We start from the raw sequence: 22,286 nt of genomic DNA on the forward strand, positions 1-22,286 counted from the left end.
AGGAATAATCACTGACTCTCTATTTGCCCAATTATAATATTTATTTTGGTTTAGGCGTATCTTGAAAGGATAGCTTTCTTCCGATTTTAATCTTTACAAAATTTTGTAAAGATTAATAAAAATGGGATTATAGCAAATTAATTGTAATCACTAATAAACCCACCACCTAAGCAGTAGTTTTGAGAATATAAAACAAGACTTTGTCCTAAAGTTACAGCTCTTTGAGGTTTATCAAATTCTACTATTACTTTATCTTCATTTACTTCAGTTACTGTACAAGCTTGTTTTTGTTGCCGATAACGAATTTGTGCCATTAGTTTATCTCCAACTTTAGCAGGCTCTTCAAGTACCCAATGCATATGACTAGCTTCAACTTTTTTGCTCATAAGTAAAGGATGGTTTGTATCTTGAACAACTGTTAAAGTATTATCTTCAATATTCTTTTTAGCAGCATACCATGATTTGTGAGTGTTATTTTCACCTTCAAGCCCTTTGATTCCACCAAGACCAATACCTTTTCTTTGCCCTAATGTGTAGCAAATAAGTCCTTTGTGTTTTCCTAAAACTTTTCCATTTTCATCTATAATATCACCTGGAATTGCTTTTAGATGTTGAGTAATAAATTCATCAAATTTTTGATTACCTATAAAGCATATACCTGTACTATCTTTTTTATCACTTACAGGTAAGTTGTGCTTTTTTGCTATCTCTCTTACTTCTTTTTTTGTTAAATCTGCTAGTGGAAACATAGCATGTGAAAGTTGTTCACTAGATAATGCATGTAAAAAATAAGTTTGGTTTTTACTATCATCTTTTGGAGTATCTAAAACAAAATGGTCGTGATATTTGGCTATTTTTGCATAATGCCCAGTTGCAATATAATCTGCACCCATTTTTTTTGCTTCATTTAAAAATACATTAAATTTAATCTCACGGTTACATAAAATATCTGGATTTGGAGTAAGACCTTTTTTTAGACCTTCTAAAAATACATCAAATACTTTTGTTCTGTATTCTTCAACAAAGTCTTTACCTTTTACTTCAATCCCAATTAAGGCACCAACTTTTTTAGCATCTTCAAATTCTATACGATTTGGGCATTGACTACCTTTGATTCCATACTCCCAATTTCTCATAAATAGGCCAACTACATCATAGCCTTGTTGTTTTAATAGTAATGCAGTAACTGATGAATCAACTCCACCTGACATTCCAACAACTACTTTTTTTTTCATAATTTACCTTTAAAAAAGTTCCATTTTAAAGGAACCTATAATATATGTCTACTTTTTTACATTGGAATAAAATTCCAATTAAAATTAGTTTGTCTTTAGACTCTCTTTAATAAAACTCTAAAGAGAACAACGTGTTGTTCTATAAATGTTTTAAAGGAATAATAACTGATTCTCTATTGGCCCAATCTTTGTGAGGAATAATAAGGTTTTGGGTATTGATTTTTTTGTCATCAAAAAATATAATATCAATATCCAAGGTTCTAGGCGCATCTTGAAAGGATCGCTTTCTTCCTAATCTTTTCTCTAATCTTTGCATGTTTTTTAAAAAATCATTTGGTGCTAAATTAGTTTTGAGCGCAATTATACCATTTAAAAAATGATTTTGTTCCAAAAATCCAAAAGGGGGATTTAGAAGTAGGGGAGAAGTTATAAGTAGATCAAATCTTGTGTCATTTCTCAAATATAAGAGTAGTTTATCAAAAATAGTTTTTGTATTTCCTATATTTCCCCCAATACCAATTGTTACAGTGTGTTTTTTACTTGAATTATACGATAATTTTTTTGGAAAATTTGAAGTATAAAAAAGTGTTAGATTTTTGTTTAAAATTTTTTTCATAATTTGTCCTGAAAATAAATCTTAATTTTTTAGTTAAGATTTATTTTTTGATTTATAGTATTTGTGCTTTTCCATTTTTCATTACAACAGTATCTTCAATTCTTATACCAAACTCTTCAGGTAAATAAATTCCTGGTTCAATAGTAAATACCATATTATCTTCGATTATAACATCTGAACGGGAATTGATATTTGGAAACTCATGAATGTCAAGTCCAACTCCATGACCAGTACTATGTACAAAATATTTACCAAATCCAGCTTTTTCAATTACATCCCTAGTTAATTTATCGATTTGAGATGCTTTCATTCCTGTTCTTGCTTTTTCTATAGCATTTAACTGTGCTTTATAAACTAAGTCATAAATTTTTTGGTGTTTTTTATTTTTAAACTTTTGATCTCTTTTAAATGAAAATGTTTCAAAATCAACATATGAAGTACACGTTCTATCTGAACAATATCTTTTATGTTTAACTCCTGCATCTACTAGTAATAAATCATGAAGCTTAAGTTTTGTATTAGTTGGTAGTGCATGAGGTTTTGCTGCATTTTTATTTATTGCCACAATAGGATCAAAACTTAAATCATATTTACCTATATGACTCATTTTTTCAATTGCTTTAAAATGTAGAAAATTTTCACTTTCTCTAAAACCATTTTTTCTTATAAATTTAGCTAATTCTTTAAATCCATCTCTTCCAATTTGTGCAGCTTTTTTTAATAATTGAATCTCTTCATCACTTTTTATTATTCTTTTTAGTTTTGAAAAGTTTTCTTTTGCTTCAAATTTTATTTTTATATTATTAGTTAATTTTTGATAAAAGCTAAGTTTAAAATCGTTTGGATCAAAAACGATTTTTTTTATTTTTGACTTCTTTAATATCTTTTGTACATCTTTTATAAAATCTGAACTTTCAATAACTACACAATCTTTTGCATACTCTTTAGCTTCAACTGTATATCTTGCATCTGTAATAAAATATTTTATTGAACCTAATTTTAGAAAAACTACATTATCACATGAGAATCCACACTCATAATATACAGCATTTTCATTAAGTAGTATATAGTTTTTCATATTTTTCCTTTTAATTAAACAAAATTTGAATATAATCTTACCCAAAATTTATAAAAGGAAATATAATATGAAAATAGCGGTAATTCAAGGTCCAAATTTAAACATGCTAGGTATTAGAGAGCAACATATTTATGGTCCAATGAGTTTAGAACAAATTCATGATCAAATGAAAGCAAGTGCTGAGCAAAATGGAGTTGAACTAGAATTTTTCCAATCTAACTTAGAGGGTGAAATTGTAGATAGAATTCAAGAATGTTTAGGTACAGTTGATGGAATCTTAATTAATCCAGCAGCATTTTCTCACTCTTCAATTGCTATTAAAGATGCTTTAAGTGCAGTTAATCTTCCAACTGTTGAAGTACATATTTCAAATATTTACAAAAGAGAAGAATATAGACAAAAATCTATCACAGCTGGTGCTTCAACTGGTGTAATTACTGGATTTGGACCATTTGGTTATCATCTAGGTTTAATCTCATTAACTCAAATTGTTTCTGAACTAAAAGCAGTTCAAGCAAAACAAAAAGCTGAAGCAGAAGCTCAAAATAGTTAATAATGAAAATCTTAAAGGCATCGTGGGTTATAACTTGTGATGATAATAGCACTATCATAAAAGATGGTGCTATTGTTTTTGATAAGAAAATTATTGATGTTGCAACAATAGATTTTATAAAAGAGAAATATCCAAATACAAAAATAGAAGAGTTAGGCAAAAATTCAGTTTTGATGCCAGGACTAATCAATTCACATATCCATTTAGAATTCTCATCAAATGCCACAACTTTAAAATATGGTAATTTTATGACATGGTTAAATTCAGTTATAACTTCTAGGGAAAAACTAATACAAAATGCAACAAAAGATTTATTAAAAGAAAAATTAGAAGAGATAAAAAATAGTGGCACGACAACAATAGGTGCTATTTCGTCATACGCTTTTGATTTGGAAAGTTGTTTTGAATCTAATTTAAATATTGTTTTTTTTAATGAAGTAATTGGAAGTAAACCTGATATGATTGATACTTTATTGGCTGATTTTAAATCTAGACTTGAACTTTCAAAAAAGAATAAAAGGGAAGGATTTTATCCTGCTGTTGCTATACATTCTCCATATTCAGTGCATCCTTTTTTAATAAGAGAGGCATTAAATATAGCAAAAGAGGATAATTTAACAGTTAGTTCACATTTTTTAGAATCACCTGAAGAGTTTCAGTGGCTTCATAAAGATGAAGGTGGATTTTTAGACTTCTTTAAAAATTTTTTAGGACAAGAAAAAGCTGTTACTAAACCAATGGAATTTTTAAATCAATTTGAGAATATAGATAAGTTATCTTTTACTCATTGTGTTGAATCTAGCAATGAAGATTTAGAAAAGATAAAAAAACTTGGGGCGGTAATTAATCATTGTCCAACTTCAAATAGAGTTTTAAATAATACAAAATTAGATATTCAAAAATTATTTAATAAAGATATACCTTTTTCAATAGGAACAGATGGTTTGAGTTCAAATAATTCTTTGTCAATGTTTGATGAGTTAAGAAATGCCTTAATGATACACACAGAACAAAATATTGTAACTTTTTCTAAATCCTTACTAGAAGCTGCCACTAAAAGAGGGGCTCAAGCTTTAGGTTTAAATAAAGGGATACTTTTTAAAGAAAAAGATGCAGATATAATTACTTTAACTTTACCTGATGAAATTGAAGATGAAAATGATTTATATATGAATATCATCTTACATGCTAAGAGTGTAAAAAATACAATAATAGGGGGTATATATGTTTAATATTTTAAGAAAAATATTTTATCCAATAATTGCAATACTAGATTTTATTACTAAATATTTTAAAACAATAGTTTTTTTAACAATAATTTATTTTTTTGTTTCTAGTTCTGAAGATTCTGCAATAAGTGGTGAGAGTTTTGAAATGGCAAACTTACAAAAGATTGAGCTTTATGGGCCAATTATGACAGCAGATAAAGTTTTAGCACAAATAGAAGAAGCAAAGAAAAATAAGAATATCAAAGGTGTTTTACTAGATGTTAATTCTCCAGGTGGAGCAGTAGCACCATCTGTTGAAATTGCATATGCAATAAAAGAGTTAAGAGAAGTTAAGCCAGTTGTTGCATATGCAAGTGGGATAATGGCTAGTGGAAGTTACTATTCTTCAATTTGGGCAGATAAAATTATTGCAAATCCAGGGAGTATGGTTGGTTCAATTGGTGTTATTTTCCAAGGAACAAATTTAGAAGAATTAATGGATAAAATTGGAGTAAAAACACAAACAATAAAAGCAGGAAGATATAAAGAATCTGGTACTCCAACTAGAGAATGGACAAATTATGAAAAAGAGGAGCTTGAAAAAGTTATAAAAGATACTTATTCTATGTTTGTTAGTGATGTTGCAAAAGCAAGAAAATTAAAAGTAGAAAATCATACAAAATTTGCTGATGCACATATTTTCACTTCTTCTCAAGCTAAAGCTGTTGGTTTAGTTGATAAAGTAGCTACAATCTCATATGCAAAAAATGAGATAATAAAGTTAGCAAAAGTAAAAGAACCTATTTGGAAAAAAGAGGATAAATTTGATAAATTTTTAGATAGGGTAATAAGTGAAGCCGTAACTAATTTTTCAGTAATGTTTAACTCTAATTTAAAAGCTTACTAAAAAATTTGGTTCTTTAGCTATTTGCAAAATAGATTAAAGAACCAAATCTAAAAAATAATTTTTAATACTATTTTAAACTCTTTTTATATATAATTTTTGCAATTTTAAATAATAGGATAAATTATGAAAAAGTTATTAGCTTGTATTGCTTTTAGTTCAATCATTACTATGTCATTGAGTGCAGATTATATGTTGGTTTTAACTGATAAAGATGGAAATCAAACACAAGAGTGTGTGAAGAGTTATAGTTTTTCAAATAATTTAGAGAGTTTAGCTAAAAAGAATAGTGTAGGACAAAAGGATGTTTATTTAGAAGAAGAGGTTATGACAAATAAGGTTTGGATGGGAAAACCAGTTTATAGAAAAATAGTCACTATTCCTGTTGTTAGTGCATCTACCTCATGGCCAACTTATACAAAATATTCTAATCCACCATCTGATGTTGAAACATTAATAAGTGCAAAAATGCAAGGTGTCGAAGCATATGGATTGTCTTCAGAAACAGCTACTATTCCATATAGATTGTATTATATTTTAGATGCTACACAAATTGAATATATAGCTGGAGCAAATAGAATAGTCTTTATTAGTGGCAGAAAAGTTATATTGGAATATACAAAAACAACAGACGCTGCTGATTCTTCATCAAATACTTTTAAATCATATTTACATTATGTACCAAGTTCATCAGATACAGAAGAGGTTATTACAAAAGATATGAAAAATTTAGGTGTACAGTTTTTAGAAGGTTATACTTATGATTCTTCAACTTCATCTTGTATAAAAAATCAGATATAAAAAAGGCAAGTTTTTTATAACTTGTCTTTTAATTTTATGGAAATTTGGATAATTTTTTAAATTTTATCCTTTTTTCATATATTATGATATACTTCCATTAACAATAGTAAATAATCTAAGTTTTCTTCGTTTTATCTAAATTATAAATAGTTTCTTAATTAACCTAGCACATTCTCATATTAAATTACTAACAATTATAAAAAGGTAATTAATGTCATTTTCACACCTAGGATTAAATCCTAATATTTTAAAAGCAATAAAAGAGCAAGGGTATACAAAACCTACTCCTATTCAAAAGCAAGCAATTCCTATCGTATTAGAAAAAAACGATATTTTAGCTGCTGCACAAACAGGTACTGGTAAAACAGCTGCATTTACACTTCCATTATTAGAGATAATGAATCGTAAAAAAACAAAAAATGAGAAAAAACACTCTATAAAAGCTCTTATTTTAACTCCAACAAGAGAGTTAGCTTCTCAAGTTGCAGAAAATATTGATGCATATTGTAAATATCTTCCTTATAAAACAGCAGTAGTTTTTGGTGGGGTTGGAATAAATCCTCAAAAAGCAACTTTAAGAAAAGGTGTTGATATAGTTATAGCAACACCAGGAAGATTATTAGATCATATTTCACAAAAAACAATAGATTTATCAAAAGTAGATTTTTTAGTTCTTGATGAAGCGGATAGAATGCTTGATATGGGGTTTATTCACGATATTAAAAAGATTGTAACATATATCCCTAAACATAGACAAACTCTTTTGTTTTCTGCAACATTTTCAAATGAGATAAAAAAACTATCACAATCATTTTTAGATAATCCAAAACTAATAGAGGTTGCAAGAAGCAATACTTTGACAAAACAAGTTTCCCAAGTGGTTCATTATGTTAAGAAAGATAGAAAAAGAGACCTTTTAGTTTCTTTATTATCATCTCAAAGCTGGAATCAAGTTCTTGTTTTTACAAGAACAAAACATGGTGCAAATAAGTTATGTGAATTTTTAAATAGAAATAATATAAATTCCCTTGCTATACATGGTGGAAAATCACAAGGTGCAAGAACAACCGCCTTAAAAGATTTTAAACTAAAAAAGACAAGAGTATTAGTTGCAACTGATATTGCAGCTAGGGGGCTTGATATTGAACAACTTCCCCATGTAATAAATTTTGAGTTACCTAATGTTCCTGAAGATTATGTTCATAGAATTGGAAGAACAGGTAGGGCAGGAAATATTGGAGAAGCTATATCTTTAGTTTGTGATGAAGAGTTTCAATTTTTAAAAGATATAGAAAAACTTACAAAAACAGATATTCCTATAAAAACTGTTGAAGGGTTTACAGTAGTAAAATTAAATAGGGTAAGCAAAAAATCCACTTCATCAAATAGTTCTAGAAGAAATAGAACAAATAGTAGAAATCGTAAAAATAATGATAACTCTAGAAGTACTAGAAGAGATAGACCAAGTCAAGAAAGAAGAAAACAAAGAGTTTAAAAAAGATAAGAGTTTAACTCTTATCTTTTTTTATTAGCATTTACCACCCATAACAACTTTATAAGTATCATTAGCAATAACGTATTCTTCATTTGTAGGAATAACAAAGATTCTTGAAGCAGAACCATTAGTAGCAATATCTCTTGCACTACTAGATCTTTTATTATTTTTAACTGGGTCTAATACTAATCCCATTGCATCTAGACCAGCACAAACTTTTTCTCTAATAAGTGAAGCATTTTCACCAATACCACCAGTGAAACATAATGCATCTACTCCATCAAGAGCAGCAACATAAGAACCAACATATTTTTTGATGTTGTATGCAACCATATCAACAGCTAATCTACATCTTTCTTCACCATTAGTCATACCTTCTAATACTTCTCTTAAGTCAGAAGATTTACCTGAAATTCCTAAGATACCAGATTTTTTATTCATAATATTTAATGCTTCATCAATAGTCATACCCTCTTGACTCATCATATATTGTAATGCACCAGCACCAACATCACCAGATCTAGTACCCATCATAAGACCTTGAATAGGTGTTAATCCCATAGATGTATCAATACATTTTCCATCTTGTACAGCTGAAACAGAAGAACCATTACCTAAGTGGCAAACAATAATTCTTGTATTGTGTTTTTTATCTAACATTTGTCTAGCTTCATTTGAAACGAAGTAGTGAGATGTACCATGGAAACCATATTTTCTAATACCATGTTTAGTGTATTGATCATATGGTAATGCATACATATATGCATAATCTGGCATTGTTTGGTGGAATGCAGTATCAAATACAGCTACATTTGGTTTCCCTGGCATTAATTCTTGACAGATCTCCATACCAAGAATATTTGCAGGATTGTGTAAAGGTGCAAGTGGAATAAGTCTTTTCATAGTTTCAATTACTTTATTTGTAACCATTACTGAACCAGAGAACTCTTCTCCCCCATGAACAGCTCTATGCCCAATAGCTTCTATGTCATTAATAGAATCAATAACCTTACCCTCACCAGCAGTAAGAGTAGATAAAACAGCCTCAATAGCTTCTTTGTGAGTTGGCATATCGATTTCAAGTTTAAGCTCTTTACCATCACCAAACTCGTGCTTTAAAACACCATCAATACCAATTCTTTCACAAATACCAGAAGCAAAAACTTTCTTGATAATTGGATTCATTAACTGATACTTTAATGATGAACTTCCTGCGTTTAAAATAAATACTAACATGTCTTTTCCCTTTTTTTAGTCTATATTGTAAATTAAATTTGTGTTGCTGTAATAGCTACTAAGTTTGCGATGTCTTCAACTGAACAACCTCTTGAAAGGTCATTAACAGGTTTAGCAAGACCTTGAACAACAGGACCGTGTGCATTAGCACCAGCAAATCTTTGAACAAGTTTATAACCAATGTTTCCAGATTGTAAATCAGGAAATACAAGTACGTTTGCTTTACCAGCTACTTTTGAATCAGGTGCTTTTTTAGCCCCAATAGCTTCAACAATAGCAGCATCAGCTTGCATCTCACCATCAAATGCGAAATCAACATTTCTTTCAGTTAAAATATCAACAGCATATTGAACTTTGTCAACAAGTGGATGATTAGCACTTCCTTTTGTAGAGAAAGATAACATAGCAACTCTAGGATCAATTCCAACAACAGATTTTGCAGTAGCAGCAGTAGCACAAGCAATGTCAGCAAGTTGTTCAGCATTTGGCTCAGGAATTACCGCACAGTCAGCGAATAATATAAGCCCATTATCTCCAAATTTTCCATCAGCAGTTTCCATAATAAATGCTGAAGAAACAGTATTTATACCAGGAGCAGTTTTGATAACTTGAATAGCAGCTCTTAATACGTCAGCAGTAGGTGAGTTTGAACCTGCAACAAGCCCATGTGCATCACCAAGTCTAACCATCATACAACCAAAGAATCTAGGTTCAGTAGTCATAATCTCAGTAGCTTCCTCTTTAGAAAGACCTTTTGACTTTCTAAGCTCAACTAACTCGTCAACATACTTTTCAATGCCATCATAAGATTTTGGATCAATAATTGTAGCACCATCAATATTAGCACCACAAGCAGCGGCATCAGCTTTAATTGTATCTTCATTCCCAATTAAAACTACATTAGCAGTTTTTTCTTCCAGAACCATTTGTGTTGCTTTTAACACTCTTTCATCTTCTGATTCTGGAAGAACTATAGTTCTTAGTTCTTTTTTTGCATTCTCTTTAATACTCTCTATTAAACCCATTCATGCGTCCTTTCTTGTAAATTCAATAAATTATAATATTGAAGAGTAGCATAAAAATAGCATTTAAAAAAAAATTAGGTTTAATAATAATACAAAAATAAATTTTGTGTATAAAAGTAGTACATCAATCTTACATAAGTATAATTTTCTTACTTTTATACGAAATATTTCTTATTATGTTTATGATTGTGAAACTACTTTGTATGTATCATTAGCAATAACATATTCCTCATTTGTTGGTATTACAAAAATTCTTGCACTTGAACTATTTGTTGCAATATCTCTTGAATCACTTCTCTTTTTATTGTTTTTTATTGGGTCAAGAACTAATCCCATACCATCAAGTCCTGTACATACAATTTCTCTAATAAGTGCAGAGTTTTCCCCAATTCCACCAGTGAAACATAAAGCATCAATTCCATCAAGAGCAGCAACATAAGAACCAACATATTTTTTGATGTTGTATGCAACCATGTCTACAGCTAATCTACATCTTTCATCTGTATCCATATTTGCCAATACTTCTCTTAAGTCAGAAGATTTACCAGATATTCCTAAGATACCAGATTTTTTATTCATAAGTTCAGTTATTTGATCTATATCTAAACCCTCTTGCTTCATCATATAACTAATTGCACCAGCACCAACATCACCAGATCTAGTACCCATCATAAGACCTTGAACAGGTGTTAATCCCATAGATGTATCAATAGATTTTCCATTTAATACAGCAGTTACAGAAGAACCATTACCTAAGTGACAAACTACAATTCTTGTATTGTGTTTTTTATCAAGCATTCCTCTAGCTTCATTTGAAACATAATAATGAGATGTACCATGGAAACCATATTTTCTGATAGCGTGTTTAGTATATTGATCATATGGAAGTGCATACATATATGCATAATCTGGCATTGTTTGGTGAAATACTGTATCAAACACTGTAACATTTGGTTTCCCTGGCATTAACTCTTGGCAGATTTTAATACCAAGAATATTTGCAGGATTGTGTAAAGGAGCAAGTGGGATAAGTCTTTCAATTTCTGTTAAAACTTCATCAGTTACTAAAACAGAGCTTTTAAATGATTCTCCCCCATGTGCAACTCTGTGACCAATAGCTTCTATGTCATTAATAGAATCAATAACTTTACCCTCACCAGTAGTAAGAATAGATAAAACAGCCTCAATAGCTTCTTTGTGAGTTGGCATATCGATTTCAAGTTTAAGCTCTTTATCATCACCAAACTCGTGCTTTAAAACACCATCAATACCAATTCTTTCACAAATACCAGAAGCAAAAACTTTCTTGATAATTGGATTCATTAACTGATACTTTAATGATGAACTTCCTGCGTTTAAAATAAATACTAACATGTCTTTTCCCTTTTTTTAGTCTATATTGTAAATTAAATTTGTGTTGCTGTAATAGCTACTAAGTTTGCGATGTCTTCAACTGAACAACCTCTTGAAAGGTCATTAACAGGTTTAGCAAGACCTTGAACAACAGGACCGTGTGCATTAGCACCAGCAAATCTTTGAACAAGTTTATAACCAATGTTTCCAGATTGTAAATCAGGAAATACAAGTACGTTTGCTTTACCAGCTACTTTTGAATCAGGTGCTTTTTTAGCCCCAATAGCTTCAACAATAGCAGCATCAGCTTGCATCTCACCATCAAATGCGAAATCAACATTTCTTTCAGTTAAAATATCAACAGCATATTGAACTTTGTCAACAAGTGGATGATTAGCACTTCCTTTTGTAGAGAAAGATAACATAGCAACTCTAGGATCAATTCCAACAACAGATTTTGCAGTAGCAGCAGTAGCACAAGCAATGTCAGCAAGTTGTTCAGCATTTGGCTCAGGAATTACCGCACAGTCAGCGAATAATATAAGCCCATTATCTCCAAATTTTCCATCAGCAGTTTCCATAATAAATGCTGAAGAAACAGTATTTATACCAGGAGCAGTTTTGATAACTTGAATAGCAGCTCTTAATACGTCAGCAGTAGGTGAGTTTGAACCTGCAACAAGCCCATGTGCATCACCAAGTCTAACCATCATACAACCAAAGAATCTAGGTTCAGTAGTCATAATCTCAGTAGCTTCCTCTTTAGAAAGACCTTTTGACTTTCTAAGCTCAACTAACTCGTCAACATACTTTTCAATGCCATCATAAGATTTTGGATCAATAATTGTAGCACCATCAATATTAGCACCACAAGCAGCGGCATCAGCTTTAATTGTATCTTCATTCCCAATTAAAACTACATTAGCAGTTTTTTCTTCCAGAACCATTTGTGTTGCTTTTAACACTCTTTCATCTTCTGATTCTGGAAGAACTATAGTTCTTAGTTCTTTTTTTGCATTCTCTTTAATACTCTCTATTAAACCCATTTAAATTGTCCTTCATATAATAATTACTTATATATGAATCGTAGCATAAAAATAGCATTTTAAAAAGTTTTAAAAGAAAATATTGATTAAAATTTATATAAGTGTAGAAAATTAGTACACTATTTTGACATAATTAAAATAGTGTTACTATTTTTCACAAGACTAACAACACTCTTGTTCACATTTATTTAATGCATCAATTGCTTGCTCATCTTCAGCTTTTTCAAAAAGTTCATCAAGATAAAAACTATTTGAACAAACTAAATATAATAGTTCTTCTTTAGTATCTGACTTTGGGTCTCTGTCATAATATGCTTGAGGAATCATTGGCACAATTTTTTTCCAATAAATATTCATATTTTTTGGATTTTCTAATACCCTTAACATATTATCAATAACAACACAAGCATTTTCAAAGCAATCTATATTTTTGAAACTTTCATAACTTTCATCAACTTTTATTTCTAACTTTGACATAATCTCTCCTTCGATTATTAAATATACATTTAATTGTAGATATTATACACAACTACTGCTGGAACTATATGTTATAATATGAAATATCTATTGACATTTTACGAAAATAGGAGTTTAAATGACTAAAGTATCCTCTGTTACATTCCAATATGTATTAAAAGCACTACAATTAAATAGTGGTGTATCTATTGATGAAATGTTAGAGGTGATAGATTTAGATAAAGATATATTAACAAGTACTGATTCCCAAATTGATAGTATAAAATTATCCACGGCCTTTAAATATTGTATGGAAAAAACAGGGGACTTTTCTTTATCTTTGAAAATTGGTAAATCAATAACATACCATTCTTTAGGAATATTAGGTTACTTGATGTTAAATACTAATTCACTAAAGGAGATGATTGAAAAATTTAATTATTATCAAAAACTAATAAGTGGATTTATAAAATTTCATTTAGAAAAAACAAAAGAGTATTATAAATTATCTATTTATATAAATGAAAATCCATCTATAAGTGTACCTAGTTTTCATGCAGAAGTACATTTAAGTGCTATACTTTCTATTCTTTCGCAAATTGTAGATAAAAAAATCATCCCTGATAAAACTTGTTTTTCTGGACATAGGGTATCCCACCTTGATGAGTATAAAAAGTTATTTGGAGAGAGAATATTTTTTGAAACAGATGAAAATTCAATATTTTTTAATTATCAGACTTTAAGAACAAAGGTTAATAATTCTAATCCTGCTATGTTAGGTTATTTTGAGATGCAAGCCAATAAAATTTTAGATGATATGAAAGAGAGTACATTTTACAGTAAAGTGAAAAAAGAGATTTTAAAAAATATTGGAGAAAATGATATAACTATAGATTTTGTAGCAAGAAAATTAAATACTAGTGTTAGAATATTACAATATAATTTAAAAGAAGAGAATAAAAAATTTAGGGATGCATTGTTATCTGTTAGGATGAATTTAGCAAGGCATTATATCTCAAATACAAAAATGGATTATAATAGCATAGCATTTTATCTAGGATATAGTGAGCCTAGTTCATTTTTTAGAGCTTATAAAAAATATTTCAATAAAACTCCAACACAAAGTAAGTAAAAGGGAAGATTACCCTTTTACTAAGTTGTATGTATCTTGAGCAATAACATACTCTTCATTTGTAGGAATTACATAAATTTTAACAGGAGAATTATCTTTATTAATCTCTCTATTCCCACTCTCTCTTTTTTTATTTTTCTTTTTATCAATTTCGATTCCAAGGAATTCTAAGTTTGCACAAGCTTTTTCTCTAATTAAATCTGCATTTTCTCCAATTCCTGCAGTAAAACAAATAGCATCTACCCCACCTAAAATACCAATATATGAACAAATATATTTTTTGATTCTATTACACATCATCTCAATACATATTTTTGACCTATGGTCTCCATCTTTTGCTGCTTTAATTACTTCTCTTAAGTCAGATGAGATTCCAGAAACTCCTAAAATACCAGATTTTTTATTTAAATAATTAATCATTTCATGGGAATTCATTCCTTTTTTATCCATTAAATATGGAATTACCCCAGCATCAATATCTCCACTTCTTGTTCCCATTACAAGACCTTCTAATGGAGTTAACCCCATAGTTGTATCAATCGATTTACCATCTTTTACTGCACAAATTGACGATCCGTTACCTAAGTGGCAAACTATAACTTTTGATTCTTTTTTATCTAACATCTGAATAGCTTGGTCAGATACATAATAGTGGCTAGTTCCATGGAAACCATATTTTCTTAGATGGTGTTCTGTATAATCTTCATGTGGAACAGCATATAAATAGTTTTCTTCAGGCATAGTTTGATGAAAAGCTGTGTCAAATACTGCAACATTTGGTTTCCCTGGTAATAGTTCTTGACAAATTTTAATACCTAAAATATGAGCTGGATTATGAAGTGGTGCTAGTGGAACTAACTCTTCGATTTTCTTTATTACATTATTATTGATTAATATTGATTTGTTAAAATATTCTCCACCATGAACAACTCTATGACCTACTGCAGAAATCTCATCAATGTTTGCAATAACTTGTGTATCATCATGTGTTAAGATATCTAACATAAATTCAATAGCTTCTTTATGTGTTGGCATTGGATGATCGATTTGTAATTTTCTATGTTCAGCAATTTCATGCTTCATCACTCCATCTATTCCAATTCTTTCACAAAGCCCTGAAGCTTTTACTTCTGCAGTTGCTACATTTATAAGTTGATATTTTAAAGATGAACTACCTGCATTTAAAACAAGAATTAACATTATTTCTTCTCCCTTATTTTAATTAAATTGAATTATAACTAAGATGTATGTATATAGTGTGTCATTTAAAAGTAAACTATTTAATAGTAACTTTAGGTTGATTTTTCAGTTTTATAAACATCATAGCAGTCATGATAGCATCATTATATGCATCATGTTTTCCCATCTTAGGAATTTGTAATTCTTTCATAATTGTATCAAATCTTAGGTCAATATTACTTTGAGGGATTTTTTCTATTTTCCAATCGTGATAAATAGCAGAAACTTCATAAGCTTTATTAGGTAGTTTTATACCAATTTTAGGTTTTAAATATTTATTGACCATTGCTATATCAAATTCTAGAAAATAACCAACAAGTTTCCTATTTCCTATAAATTCTAAAAACTCTTCTATAACTGTATCTATATCTTCAGCTTCTTCTAAATCACACTCCCTAATATGATGAACTTTGATAGCTTCTTCTTGAAGTTTTGTTTTTGGTTTAATAAATTTAACAAATTTTTTACTAGAAATAATAGTACTATCTTTTATGATAACTGCACCAATTGAGATAATGTCATCCTTTTCTACACTAAGACCTGTTGTTTCACAGTCAAAACATACATACTCATCTTTTAAAGGTTTATCAAATAGATAAAGATATTTTTCATCTTTTAAATTTTTTTTATTAAAATGATTTTTTATTTTATTAAACATAATTCAACTTATAATGATGTTCTAATTTTTTCTTTAATTTGTTTACAATTTTAAAACTATCTTTTAAAAGATCTTTTTCCATTGTATTTAAATCTTCAGGATTGATGTAGTTATCAACTTCTTTTCCAGAGTCTAGTTTTTCAAGATTTGATTTTAATTTCATTGTAAGGAGAAAATTAAATGCTTCAGTTATCTCTTGGGCAAATTCAGGTTCTAATTCACCAACTTTTTGAAGCTCTTGAATTCTTTTTAAAGTATTGGCACGCATTAATTTATGTTCTAAAGATAGTGTTCTTATACTTTGAACTATAATAAAGATACCACCTTTTTTAATATCTATTTCATTTTTATGGTTTTTATCTTTTGAGTCAAAAACAAAACCATCGAAGAAACCTAATGGTACATTAAAATCCATTATAATTTTTGCAAAATGCATATAAAATGTTTTTGAAGTAGAACCAATTTTAAATAAGTATTCTTTTAATTGGGTTAAAAGTTGTCTATCTCCTGATGCAACCATTGCATCGTAAAAAATAGCAAGATTCATAAAGTTATCACCACTTGGTTGAGTAATCCATTCATAAATTAAAGATTTAAAATCACTAAATGTTCTACACCAATATGGATTTGAAACCATGATATTACCTTCACATCTAGGGAAACCAAAATCAACTAATGTTTCAGTATAGTTATGCACAAATTTAGAAATCTCCTCTTTTGAAACCTCACAATCATCTGCAATAACAAGTGCATTGTCTTGGTCTGTTTTTAAAATTTGTTCACCTCTTCCTTCACTACCCATAACTAGAAGTGCACATTTACCTATAAGTTCTTGTGGAGCTAGCATATTAAAAAGTTTATTCATAACTTTTCTATTTAATTGATTGATTAGCTTTGATATAAAATCAACTTTTACACCTTTTGCATGAAGAGATTTGATAATTTTGGTAAAAGATTGAGTTGCTGTTTTTAATTCTTCTAGGTTTTCTGCTTTATCTATCTCATTTGATACAGAAAAAGTATGAGTAGCAAAAAAAGATGAAAGAGAGATTTGATCAATTATCCCAACAATTTCATTAGTGTTATTTTTTACAATTAATCTTTTTAATCCATGTTTTGTCATAAGTAATTGAGCATTAAATAAAAAATCGTTTTCATTTACATATTTTAAGCCAGAGTTTGAAATCTTACCAACTTGTTCATCAAAATCCATTCTATTTAGTATAACTTTTTCTCTAAAATCTGAGTCTGTAACTATATGTATTTCATCTCTTTCATCCCTTAAAAGTAGAGTTGGAACTTTCTCTTTTTTGATAGTTTTAACTGCTTCAAAAATTGAAGTAGTATAAGGAACAATTACAGCTCTATGTAGATTTGCATCTTTTACTTTAGCAACCATTAGATTTGCTAATTCTTTATTTTTTTCATTATCCATATTCATATTTAATTTTTGAGAAATAGATTGGAAAAAGAAACTTTCAATAGCTGTATTTTCATGTATGGTTTTTATAAAAATATCTTTTGGTAAAATATAACAAATAGTTTCTTGTGCTGTTACAAAAGAGTTTTTAGAGCGATTCTCTATAAGTGACATTGGATCAAAAATTTCGTAACTTGAATAGATTGAAATAACTTCGCCAGCTTGTTTTTCTTGAACTATACCTTTTATTATAAAATAAAGATATTTTGGTTCTTTAGCTTCTTCTTGAATAATTACATCTTTTTTTAGATAAACAATATCTAGATTATCAACGAAACTATCAAGTTGAGATTTAGTAAGATTCTCGAAAGGATGAATCTCTTTTATAAAAGCTAATTGTTCATGTATACTCATATTCTCTCTTTTAAAAAATAGATTTAAGATTATTTTATCAGATAAAAAATAATACTCTTATTTCTTAAAAAAAAGATTGTTTGTCAAAGGAAAATTCCTTTGACAATTTTTAATGATCAACAGCTCCCGCTGCTCCAATTCCTGTATTTGCTCTAACATTTTGTGCTCTAAATAATTCTTTTTCAGATCTTCCTCTTTCTGAAGAATCTGTTTTTGAGAAGAACCAAATAGAAATAAATGCAACAGTAACAGAGAATAAAGCAGGGTGTTTATATGGGAATAAAGCTTCAGCATTTCCTAAAATTTGAACCCAAACAATTGGTCCAACAATAACTAATGTTACGGCTGTAATTAAACCAATAAATCCACCAATAAATGCACCTCTTGTAGTTAACCCTCTCCAATAAATAGATAAGAAAAGGATAGGGAAGTTTGCAGATGCTGCAATACCAAATGCAAGCCCAACCATATAAGCAATATTTTGTTGCTCAAATGCAATTCCTAAGATAACTCCAACAATACCTACAACAATTACAGTGATTTTAGAAATTTTAACAACTTGTTCATCACTTGCACTTGGATTAATTACATTTGCGTAAATATCATGTGAAATAGCACTTGCACCAGCAAGTGTAAGACCAGATACAACAGCCAAGATTGTAGCAAATGCAACAGCTGAAATAAATCCTAAGAATGCATTACCACCAAGCATGTGTGAAAGGTGAATTGATGCCATATTATTTCCACCAAATAGTTTTCCATCTGTAAAGTATTGTGCTCCATCAGCAGAATTTAAAAATGCAATTGCTCCAAAACCTACAATTGTAATAATAACCCAGAAGTATCCTACAAAACCAGTAGCATAAACAACAGATTTTCTAGCTTCTTTTGCATTTCCAACTGTAAAGAATCTCATAAGTACATGGGGTAAACCTGCAGTTCCTAGCATTAAGGCCATCCCTAAAGATATTGCTGAGATTGGATCTGAAATAAATCCTCCAGGACTTAATATAGATTCTCCAGATGCGTGGCTTTCAGTTGCTTTAACAGCTAAAGCTTCAAAATTAAATCCAAAATGATACATAATCATAATAGCCATGAAAGAAACACCAGATAGTAGTAAACAAGCTTTGATAATTTGAACCCAAGTTGTTGCTAACATTCCACCAAATGTTACATAGATAACCATCATAACACCTACAAGGATAACAGCAAACTCATATTCCATACCAAATAAAACTTGAATAAGTTTACCAGCCCCAACCATTTGTGCAATTAGATATAAAATTACAACTGATAATGAACCAAATGCAGCAAGAGTTCTAATCTCTTTTTGACCTAATCTATATGCTGCAATATCTGCAAATGTAAATTTACCAAGGTTTCTTAATTTTTCTGCCATAAAGAATAGAATAATTGGCCACCCAACTAAAAATGAAACTGCATAGATAACTCCATCATATCCCTTTAGATAAATAAGCCCAGATACACCTAAAAATGCTGCTGCAGACATATAGTCACCTGCAATTGCAAGTCCATTTTGGAAACCTGTAATTCCTCCACCCGCTGTGTAGAAGTCACTTGCAGACTTTGTTCTTTTTGCTGCCCAATATGTAATACCTAATGTACCAACAATAAAAATAAAGAACATTATAATTGCAGGAATATTTAATTCTCTTTTTGTAGCTTCAAAAGTTGCATCACCAGCAGCAAATAAGCTTAGCGATACTAGTGAGATTAGTGCTAAAATTTTAAACATTATAACATTTCCTTTACATCTTCTTTTATATCGTTTGTTAAATCATCAAATTCACCATTTGCTCTTCTTACATAAATAACTGTAGTAATAAAACTAATTACTAAGATTGCAAGGGCAATTGGAAATGCTATTGTTGTTAAACCATCACCTATTTTTGTTGCTAATATTTCTTTGTTAAATGCTATAGTTAAAATATATGCATAAAACATTACTAATACAAAAATTCCTAACTTAATACTAAAGCTAGACTTTTTTGCAACCAACTCCTTATATTTAGGATTGTTCTCAATCCTATCAACTAGTTCGTCCTTCATCTTTTCCCCTTTATAAGAACTAATTATAGTTTTCACTCTTGCTATTATCAACTTTAATTAAGTTTGACAGTAACTATAGTGATATAGCAATTTAATTATACATAGAGGAGTTGTAGTTGTGTACAAGTTATGTACAAAAAGTCATAAACTTGTATTATTTAGGTAAAAAAGTAACAAAAATGTAAAGTAGTTGACATATGCTAATTTAGGGGCTATGTAAGAGTTTTTTTGTCTTATTTTCTAAAGAGAGTAAAGCTACTCTCTTTAGTGTACAATAATTGTACATTTTGTACTGTTAGTGGTCAACTGCTCCATCTGCACCAAAACCAGTTTCAGCTCTAACACTTTGAGCTTCAAAAGCTTTTCTTTCATCTTTTGCTCTTTGTGAATTATCTGTAATAGAGAAGAACCAAATAGCAACAAATGCTGTAGTAACAGAGAATAATGCAGGGTATTTATATGGGAAAATAGCCTCTTCATTATGTAAAATACTAACCCAAACTGTTGGCCCTAATATTACAAGAATAACAGCTGTTAATAAACCAATAAAGCCACCAATAACTGCACCTCTTGTTGTAAGTCTTGACCAATAAATTGATAAAAATAAAATTGGGAAGTTAGCAGATGCTGCAATAGCAAATGCAAGACCAACCATAAATGCAATATTTTGTTGCTCAAATGCAATACCTAATAAAACACCAATAATACCAATTATAATAACAGCAATTTTAGAGATTCTAATCTCTTGCTCTTCTGTAGCATTTGTATTAATAACTGATGCGTAAATATCATGAGAAATTGCACTTGCTCCAGCTAGTGTAAGACCAGATACAACTGCTAAAATTGTAGCAAATGCAACTGCTGAAATAAATCCTAAGAATACATTTCCACCTACAATATGTGATAAGTGAATTGCTGCCATATTATTTCCACCAAATAGTTTTCCATCTACAAAATATTGAGAACCTTCTGGAGAGTTTAAGAAAACTATAGCTCCAAGTCCAATTACAGCAATAACTAAATAGAAATAACCAATAAAACCAGTAGCATAAACAACAGATTTTCTAGCTTCTTTTGCATTTCCAACTGTAAAGAATCTCATAAGTACATGTGGTAAACCTGCAGTACCAAGCATAAGTGCAAGACCTAATGAGATTGCAGAGATAGGATCTGATACTAATCCCCCTGGCTCCATAATAGCTTGTCCATCTTTATGTGTTTCAACCGCTTTTGTTGCTAATGCTTCAAATGAGAATCCAAAATGACTTAATACCATGAATCCCATGAAAGAAACACCTGATAATAGTAATACAGCTTTAATAATTTGAACCCAAGTAGTTGCAAGCATACCACCAAATGTTACATAAATAATCATCATTATACCAACTAATACAACTGCATATTCATATTCAAGTCCAAATAATACTTGGATAAGTTTTCCTGAACCAACCATTTGTGCAATTAGATATAAAGTTACAACAGCTAGTGAACCAAATGCCGCAAGAGTTCTAATCTCTTTTTGACCAAGTCTATAAGCAGCAATATCTGCAAAGGTAAACTTACCTAAATTTCTTAATTTTTCAGCCATTAAGAATAATATTACAGGCCATCCAACTAAAAATCCAACAGCATAAACAAGTCCATCATATCCTTTTAAATATACAAGTCCAGAAATACCTAAAAATGAAGCTGCTGACATATAATCCCCAGCAATAGCCATTCCGTTTTGAAAACCTGAAATACCTCCACCTGCTGTATAAAAATCACTAGCAGATTTTGTTCTTCTTGCTGCCCAATATGTAATACCTAAAGTACCACCAATAAAAACAAAAAACATAATAATTGCTGGAATATTTAATTCTCTTTTTGTTGCTTCGAATGAAGCATCACCTGCTGCAAACATTGCAATTGTAAAAACTGATAAGATAGCAAATATTTTAAACATTATAATTCATCCTTTACATCTTCTCTTACTTTTTCAATTAATTCTTCATATTCTCCATTTGCTCTTCTAACATAGATTAATGTTGTAAGAAAACTAATTACAATAATTGCAATACCAATTGGGTATCCAATAGTCATTACACCATCTCCAGTTTTTGTTCCTAAAAGTGATGGGTTAAATGCAATAGTCAATATATAAGCATAAAACATTGCTAAAACAAATATTCCAAGTTTTATTGCAAAACTTGTTCTTTTCTTAACTAATTGTTGATAGTTAGGATTTGCTTTGATTTTTTCTACTAATTGTTCATTCATAGAATTATCCTCTCCTTCATAATAAATTTATCTTTTGTTATAAATAACAAAAACATTGCTTTAAGACAAAAAGAATTATACATTT

At 29.6% G+C, this 22,286-nt stretch carries 21 protein-coding genes; 6 read left to right on the forward strand and 15 right to left on the reverse strand.

Annotated features, from left to right (window positions below; genetic code table 11):
- Positions 1-137: 137 nt before the first annotated feature.
- The 3 genes from mnmA to ACKU4C_RS02715 all read right to left on the reverse strand — a co-directional run bounded on the left by mnmA (position 138) and on the right by ACKU4C_RS02715 (position 2,929).
- On the reverse strand, positions 138-1,235 hold the full coding sequence (gene mnmA, locus ACKU4C_RS02705) for a tRNA 2-thiouridine(34) synthase MnmA (RefSeq protein WP_321314321.1): 1,098 nt from the start codon (positions 1,233-1,235) through the stop codon (positions 138-140).
- Between the two features lie 139 nt (positions 1,236-1,374).
- Positions 1,375-1,851 carry a 2-amino-4-hydroxy-6-hydroxymethyldihydropteridine diphosphokinase gene (gene folK / locus ACKU4C_RS02710; protein ID WP_321314322.1) on the reverse strand — a complete coding sequence of 159 codons (477 nt, stop codon included), beginning with the start codon at positions 1,849-1,851 and terminating at the stop codon, positions 1,375-1,377.
- Between the two features lie 52 nt (positions 1,852-1,903).
- Positions 1,904-2,929 carry a M24 family metallopeptidase gene (locus tag ACKU4C_RS02715; RefSeq protein WP_321314323.1) on the reverse strand — a complete coding sequence of 342 codons (1,026 nt, stop codon included), beginning with the start codon at positions 2,927-2,929 and terminating at the stop codon, positions 1,904-1,906.
- A gap of 67 nt (positions 2,930-2,996) precedes the next feature.
- Here ACKU4C_RS02715 and aroQ point away from each other — a divergent pair, with 67 nt between their 5' ends.
- The 5 genes from aroQ (at position 2,997) to ACKU4C_RS02740 (ending at position 7,890) form a co-directional block, all read left to right on the forward strand.
- Entirely contained in the window at positions 2,997-3,482 is a 486-nt protein-coding gene (gene aroQ / locus ACKU4C_RS02720) for a type II 3-dehydroquinate dehydratase (protein WP_321314324.1), read from the forward strand.
- A 2-nt stretch (positions 3,483-3,484) separates the two neighbouring features.
- A complete protein-coding gene (locus ACKU4C_RS02725; RefSeq protein WP_321314325.1) occupies positions 3,485-4,714 on the forward strand; it encodes a metal-dependent hydrolase in 1,230 nt (409 codons plus the stop codon).
- Positions 4,707-5,597 (forward strand): signal peptide peptidase SppA, encoded by an 891-nt coding sequence (gene sppA / locus ACKU4C_RS02730; protein WP_321314326.1) that lies wholly within the window; start codon positions 4,707-4,709, stop codon positions 5,595-5,597. Before ACKU4C_RS02725 ends, sppA begins: the two co-directional genes overlap by 8 nt.
- 123 nt (positions 5,598-5,720) lie before the next feature.
- Positions 5,721-6,395 carry a hypothetical protein gene (locus ACKU4C_RS02735; RefSeq protein ID WP_321314327.1) on the forward strand — a complete coding sequence of 225 codons (675 nt, stop codon included), beginning with the start codon at positions 5,721-5,723 and terminating at the stop codon, positions 6,393-6,395.
- A gap of 211 nt (positions 6,396-6,606) precedes the next feature.
- Positions 6,607-7,890, forward strand: a complete 1,284-nt coding sequence (locus tag ACKU4C_RS02740; RefSeq protein ID WP_321314328.1) for a DEAD/DEAH box helicase — start codon at positions 6,607-6,609, stop codon at positions 7,888-7,890.
- A 33-nt stretch (positions 7,891-7,923) separates the two neighbouring features.
- Here ACKU4C_RS02740 and ACKU4C_RS02745 read toward each other — a convergent pair whose 3' ends face one another.
- The 5 genes from ACKU4C_RS02745 to cowN form a co-directional block, all read right to left on the reverse strand.
- Positions 7,924-9,126, reverse strand: a complete 1,203-nt coding sequence (locus ACKU4C_RS02745) for an acetate kinase (protein WP_321314329.1) — start codon at positions 9,124-9,126, stop codon at positions 7,924-7,926.
- 32 nt (positions 9,127-9,158) lie between these two features.
- Complete coding sequence (gene pta / locus ACKU4C_RS02750; RefSeq protein WP_321314330.1) at positions 9,159-10,151, reverse strand: phosphate acetyltransferase; 993 nt, start codon at positions 10,149-10,151, stop codon at positions 9,159-9,161.
- Positions 10,152-10,331: 180 nt separating this feature from the next.
- Positions 10,332-11,525: an acetate kinase gene (locus tag ACKU4C_RS02755; protein WP_321314331.1), complete on the reverse strand. Its 1,194-nt coding sequence runs from the start codon at positions 11,523-11,525 to the stop codon at positions 10,332-10,334.
- A gap of 32 nt (positions 11,526-11,557) precedes the next feature.
- On the reverse strand, positions 11,558-12,550 hold the full coding sequence (gene pta, locus ACKU4C_RS02760; RefSeq protein ID WP_321314330.1) for a phosphate acetyltransferase: 993 nt from the start codon (positions 12,548-12,550) through the stop codon (positions 11,558-11,560).
- 162 nt (positions 12,551-12,712) lie between these two features.
- Positions 12,713-13,027, reverse strand: coding sequence for a N(2)-fixation sustaining protein CowN (cowN, locus tag ACKU4C_RS02765; protein WP_320036268.1), 315 nt, complete (start codon positions 13,025-13,027; stop codon positions 12,713-12,715).
- A 118-nt stretch (positions 13,028-13,145) separates the two neighbouring features.
- Here cowN and ACKU4C_RS02770 point away from each other — a divergent pair, with 118 nt between their 5' ends.
- Positions 13,146-14,138, forward strand: a complete 993-nt coding sequence (locus tag ACKU4C_RS02770; protein WP_321314332.1) for an AraC family transcriptional regulator ligand-binding domain-containing protein — start codon at positions 13,146-13,148, stop codon at positions 14,136-14,138.
- A gap of 9 nt (positions 14,139-14,147) precedes the next feature.
- Here the strand turns inward: ACKU4C_RS02770 and ACKU4C_RS02775 are convergent, their stop codons facing one another.
- The 7 genes from ACKU4C_RS02775 to ACKU4C_RS02805 all read right to left on the reverse strand — a co-directional run bounded on the left by ACKU4C_RS02775 (position 14,148) and on the right by ACKU4C_RS02805 (position 22,201).
- Complete coding sequence (locus ACKU4C_RS02775) at positions 14,148-15,338, reverse strand: acetate kinase (RefSeq protein ID WP_321314333.1); 1,191 nt, start codon at positions 15,336-15,338, stop codon at positions 14,148-14,150.
- 76 nt (positions 15,339-15,414) lie between these two features.
- Positions 15,415-16,035 carry a 3'-5' exonuclease gene (locus ACKU4C_RS02780; protein ID WP_321314334.1) on the reverse strand — a complete coding sequence of 207 codons (621 nt, stop codon included), beginning with the start codon at positions 16,033-16,035 and terminating at the stop codon, positions 15,415-15,417.
- Positions 16,028-17,869, reverse strand: a complete 1,842-nt coding sequence (locus ACKU4C_RS02785; RefSeq protein WP_321314335.1) for a putative nucleotidyltransferase substrate binding domain-containing protein — start codon at positions 17,867-17,869, stop codon at positions 16,028-16,030. Before ACKU4C_RS02785 ends, ACKU4C_RS02780 begins: the two co-directional genes overlap by 8 nt.
- A 109-nt stretch (positions 17,870-17,978) precedes the next feature.
- The gene (locus tag ACKU4C_RS02790; RefSeq protein WP_321314336.1) at positions 17,979-19,628 is read right to left on the reverse strand and encodes a cation acetate symporter; all 1,650 of its coding nucleotides are present in this window, start codon (positions 19,626-19,628) and stop codon (positions 17,979-17,981) included.
- Complete coding sequence (locus tag ACKU4C_RS02795) at positions 19,628-19,942, reverse strand: DUF485 domain-containing protein (RefSeq protein ID WP_321314337.1); 315 nt, start codon at positions 19,940-19,942, stop codon at positions 19,628-19,630. The genes ACKU4C_RS02790 and ACKU4C_RS02795 overlap by 1 nt, the downstream gene beginning before the upstream one ends.
- 295 nt (positions 19,943-20,237) lie before the next feature.
- Positions 20,238-21,887, reverse strand: coding sequence for a cation acetate symporter (locus tag ACKU4C_RS02800; RefSeq protein ID WP_321314338.1), 1,650 nt, complete (start codon positions 21,885-21,887; stop codon positions 20,238-20,240).
- Entirely contained in the window at positions 21,887-22,201 is a 315-nt protein-coding gene (locus ACKU4C_RS02805; protein ID WP_320036276.1) for a DUF485 domain-containing protein, read from the reverse strand. Before ACKU4C_RS02805 ends, ACKU4C_RS02800 begins: the two co-directional genes overlap by 1 nt.
- Between the last annotated feature and the right edge of the window lie 85 nt (positions 22,202-22,286).

It is taken from the genome of Halarcobacter sp. (genome assembly GCF_963676935.1).
Classification (GTDB): domain Bacteria; phylum Campylobacterota; class Campylobacteria; order Campylobacterales; family Arcobacteraceae; genus Halarcobacter.

Coding starts and splice junctions, on each gene's coding strand:
- mnmA (WP_321314321.1), bottom strand. CDS start 1,235: ATGAAAAAAAAAGTAGTTGTTGGAATGTCAGGTGGAGTTGATTCATCA.
- folK (WP_321314322.1), bottom strand. CDS start 1,851: ATGAAAAAAATTTTAAACAAAAATCTAACACTTTTTTATACTTCAAAT.
- ACKU4C_RS02715 (WP_321314323.1), bottom strand. CDS start 2,929: ATGAAAAACTATATACTACTTAATGAAAATGCTGTATATTATGAGTGT.
- aroQ (WP_321314324.1), top strand. CDS start 2,997: ATGAAAATAGCGGTAATTCAAGGTCCAAATTTAAACATGCTAGGTATT.
- ACKU4C_RS02725 (WP_321314325.1), top strand. CDS start 3,485: ATGAAAATCTTAAAGGCATCGTGGGTTATAACTTGTGATGATAATAGC.
- sppA (WP_321314326.1), top strand. CDS start 4,707: ATGTTTAATATTTTAAGAAAAATATTTTATCCAATAATTGCAATACTA.
- ACKU4C_RS02735 (WP_321314327.1), top strand. CDS start 5,721: ATGAAAAAGTTATTAGCTTGTATTGCTTTTAGTTCAATCATTACTATG.
- ACKU4C_RS02740 (WP_321314328.1), top strand. CDS start 6,607: ATGTCATTTTCACACCTAGGATTAAATCCTAATATTTTAAAAGCAATA.
- ACKU4C_RS02745 (WP_321314329.1), bottom strand. CDS start 9,126: ATGTTAGTATTTATTTTAAACGCAGGAAGTTCATCATTAAAGTATCAG.
- pta (WP_321314330.1), bottom strand. CDS start 10,151: ATGGGTTTAATAGAGAGTATTAAAGAGAATGCAAAAAAAGAACTAAGA.
- ACKU4C_RS02755 (WP_321314331.1), bottom strand. CDS start 11,525: ATGTTAGTATTTATTTTAAACGCAGGAAGTTCATCATTAAAGTATCAG.
- pta (WP_321314330.1), bottom strand. CDS start 12,550: ATGGGTTTAATAGAGAGTATTAAAGAGAATGCAAAAAAAGAACTAAGA.
- cowN (WP_320036268.1), bottom strand. CDS start 13,027: ATGTCAAAGTTAGAAATAAAAGTTGATGAAAGTTATGAAAGTTTCAAA.
- ACKU4C_RS02770 (WP_321314332.1), top strand. CDS start 13,146: ATGACTAAAGTATCCTCTGTTACATTCCAATATGTATTAAAAGCACTA.
- ACKU4C_RS02775 (WP_321314333.1), bottom strand. CDS start 15,338: ATGTTAATTCTTGTTTTAAATGCAGGTAGTTCATCTTTAAAATATCAA.
- ACKU4C_RS02780 (WP_321314334.1), bottom strand. CDS start 16,035: ATGTTTAATAAAATAAAAAATCATTTTAATAAAAAAAATTTAAAAGAT.
- ACKU4C_RS02785 (WP_321314335.1), bottom strand. CDS start 17,869: ATGAGTATACATGAACAATTAGCTTTTATAAAAGAGATTCATCCTTTC.
- ACKU4C_RS02790 (WP_321314336.1), bottom strand. CDS start 19,628: ATGTTTAAAATTTTAGCACTAATCTCACTAGTATCGCTAAGCTTATTT.
- ACKU4C_RS02795 (WP_321314337.1), bottom strand. CDS start 19,942: ATGAAGGACGAACTAGTTGATAGGATTGAGAACAATCCTAAATATAAG.
- ACKU4C_RS02800 (WP_321314338.1), bottom strand. CDS start 21,887: ATGTTTAAAATATTTGCTATCTTATCAGTTTTTACAATTGCAATGTTT.
- ACKU4C_RS02805 (WP_320036276.1), bottom strand. CDS start 22,201: ATGAATGAACAATTAGTAGAAAAAATCAAAGCAAATCCTAACTATCAA.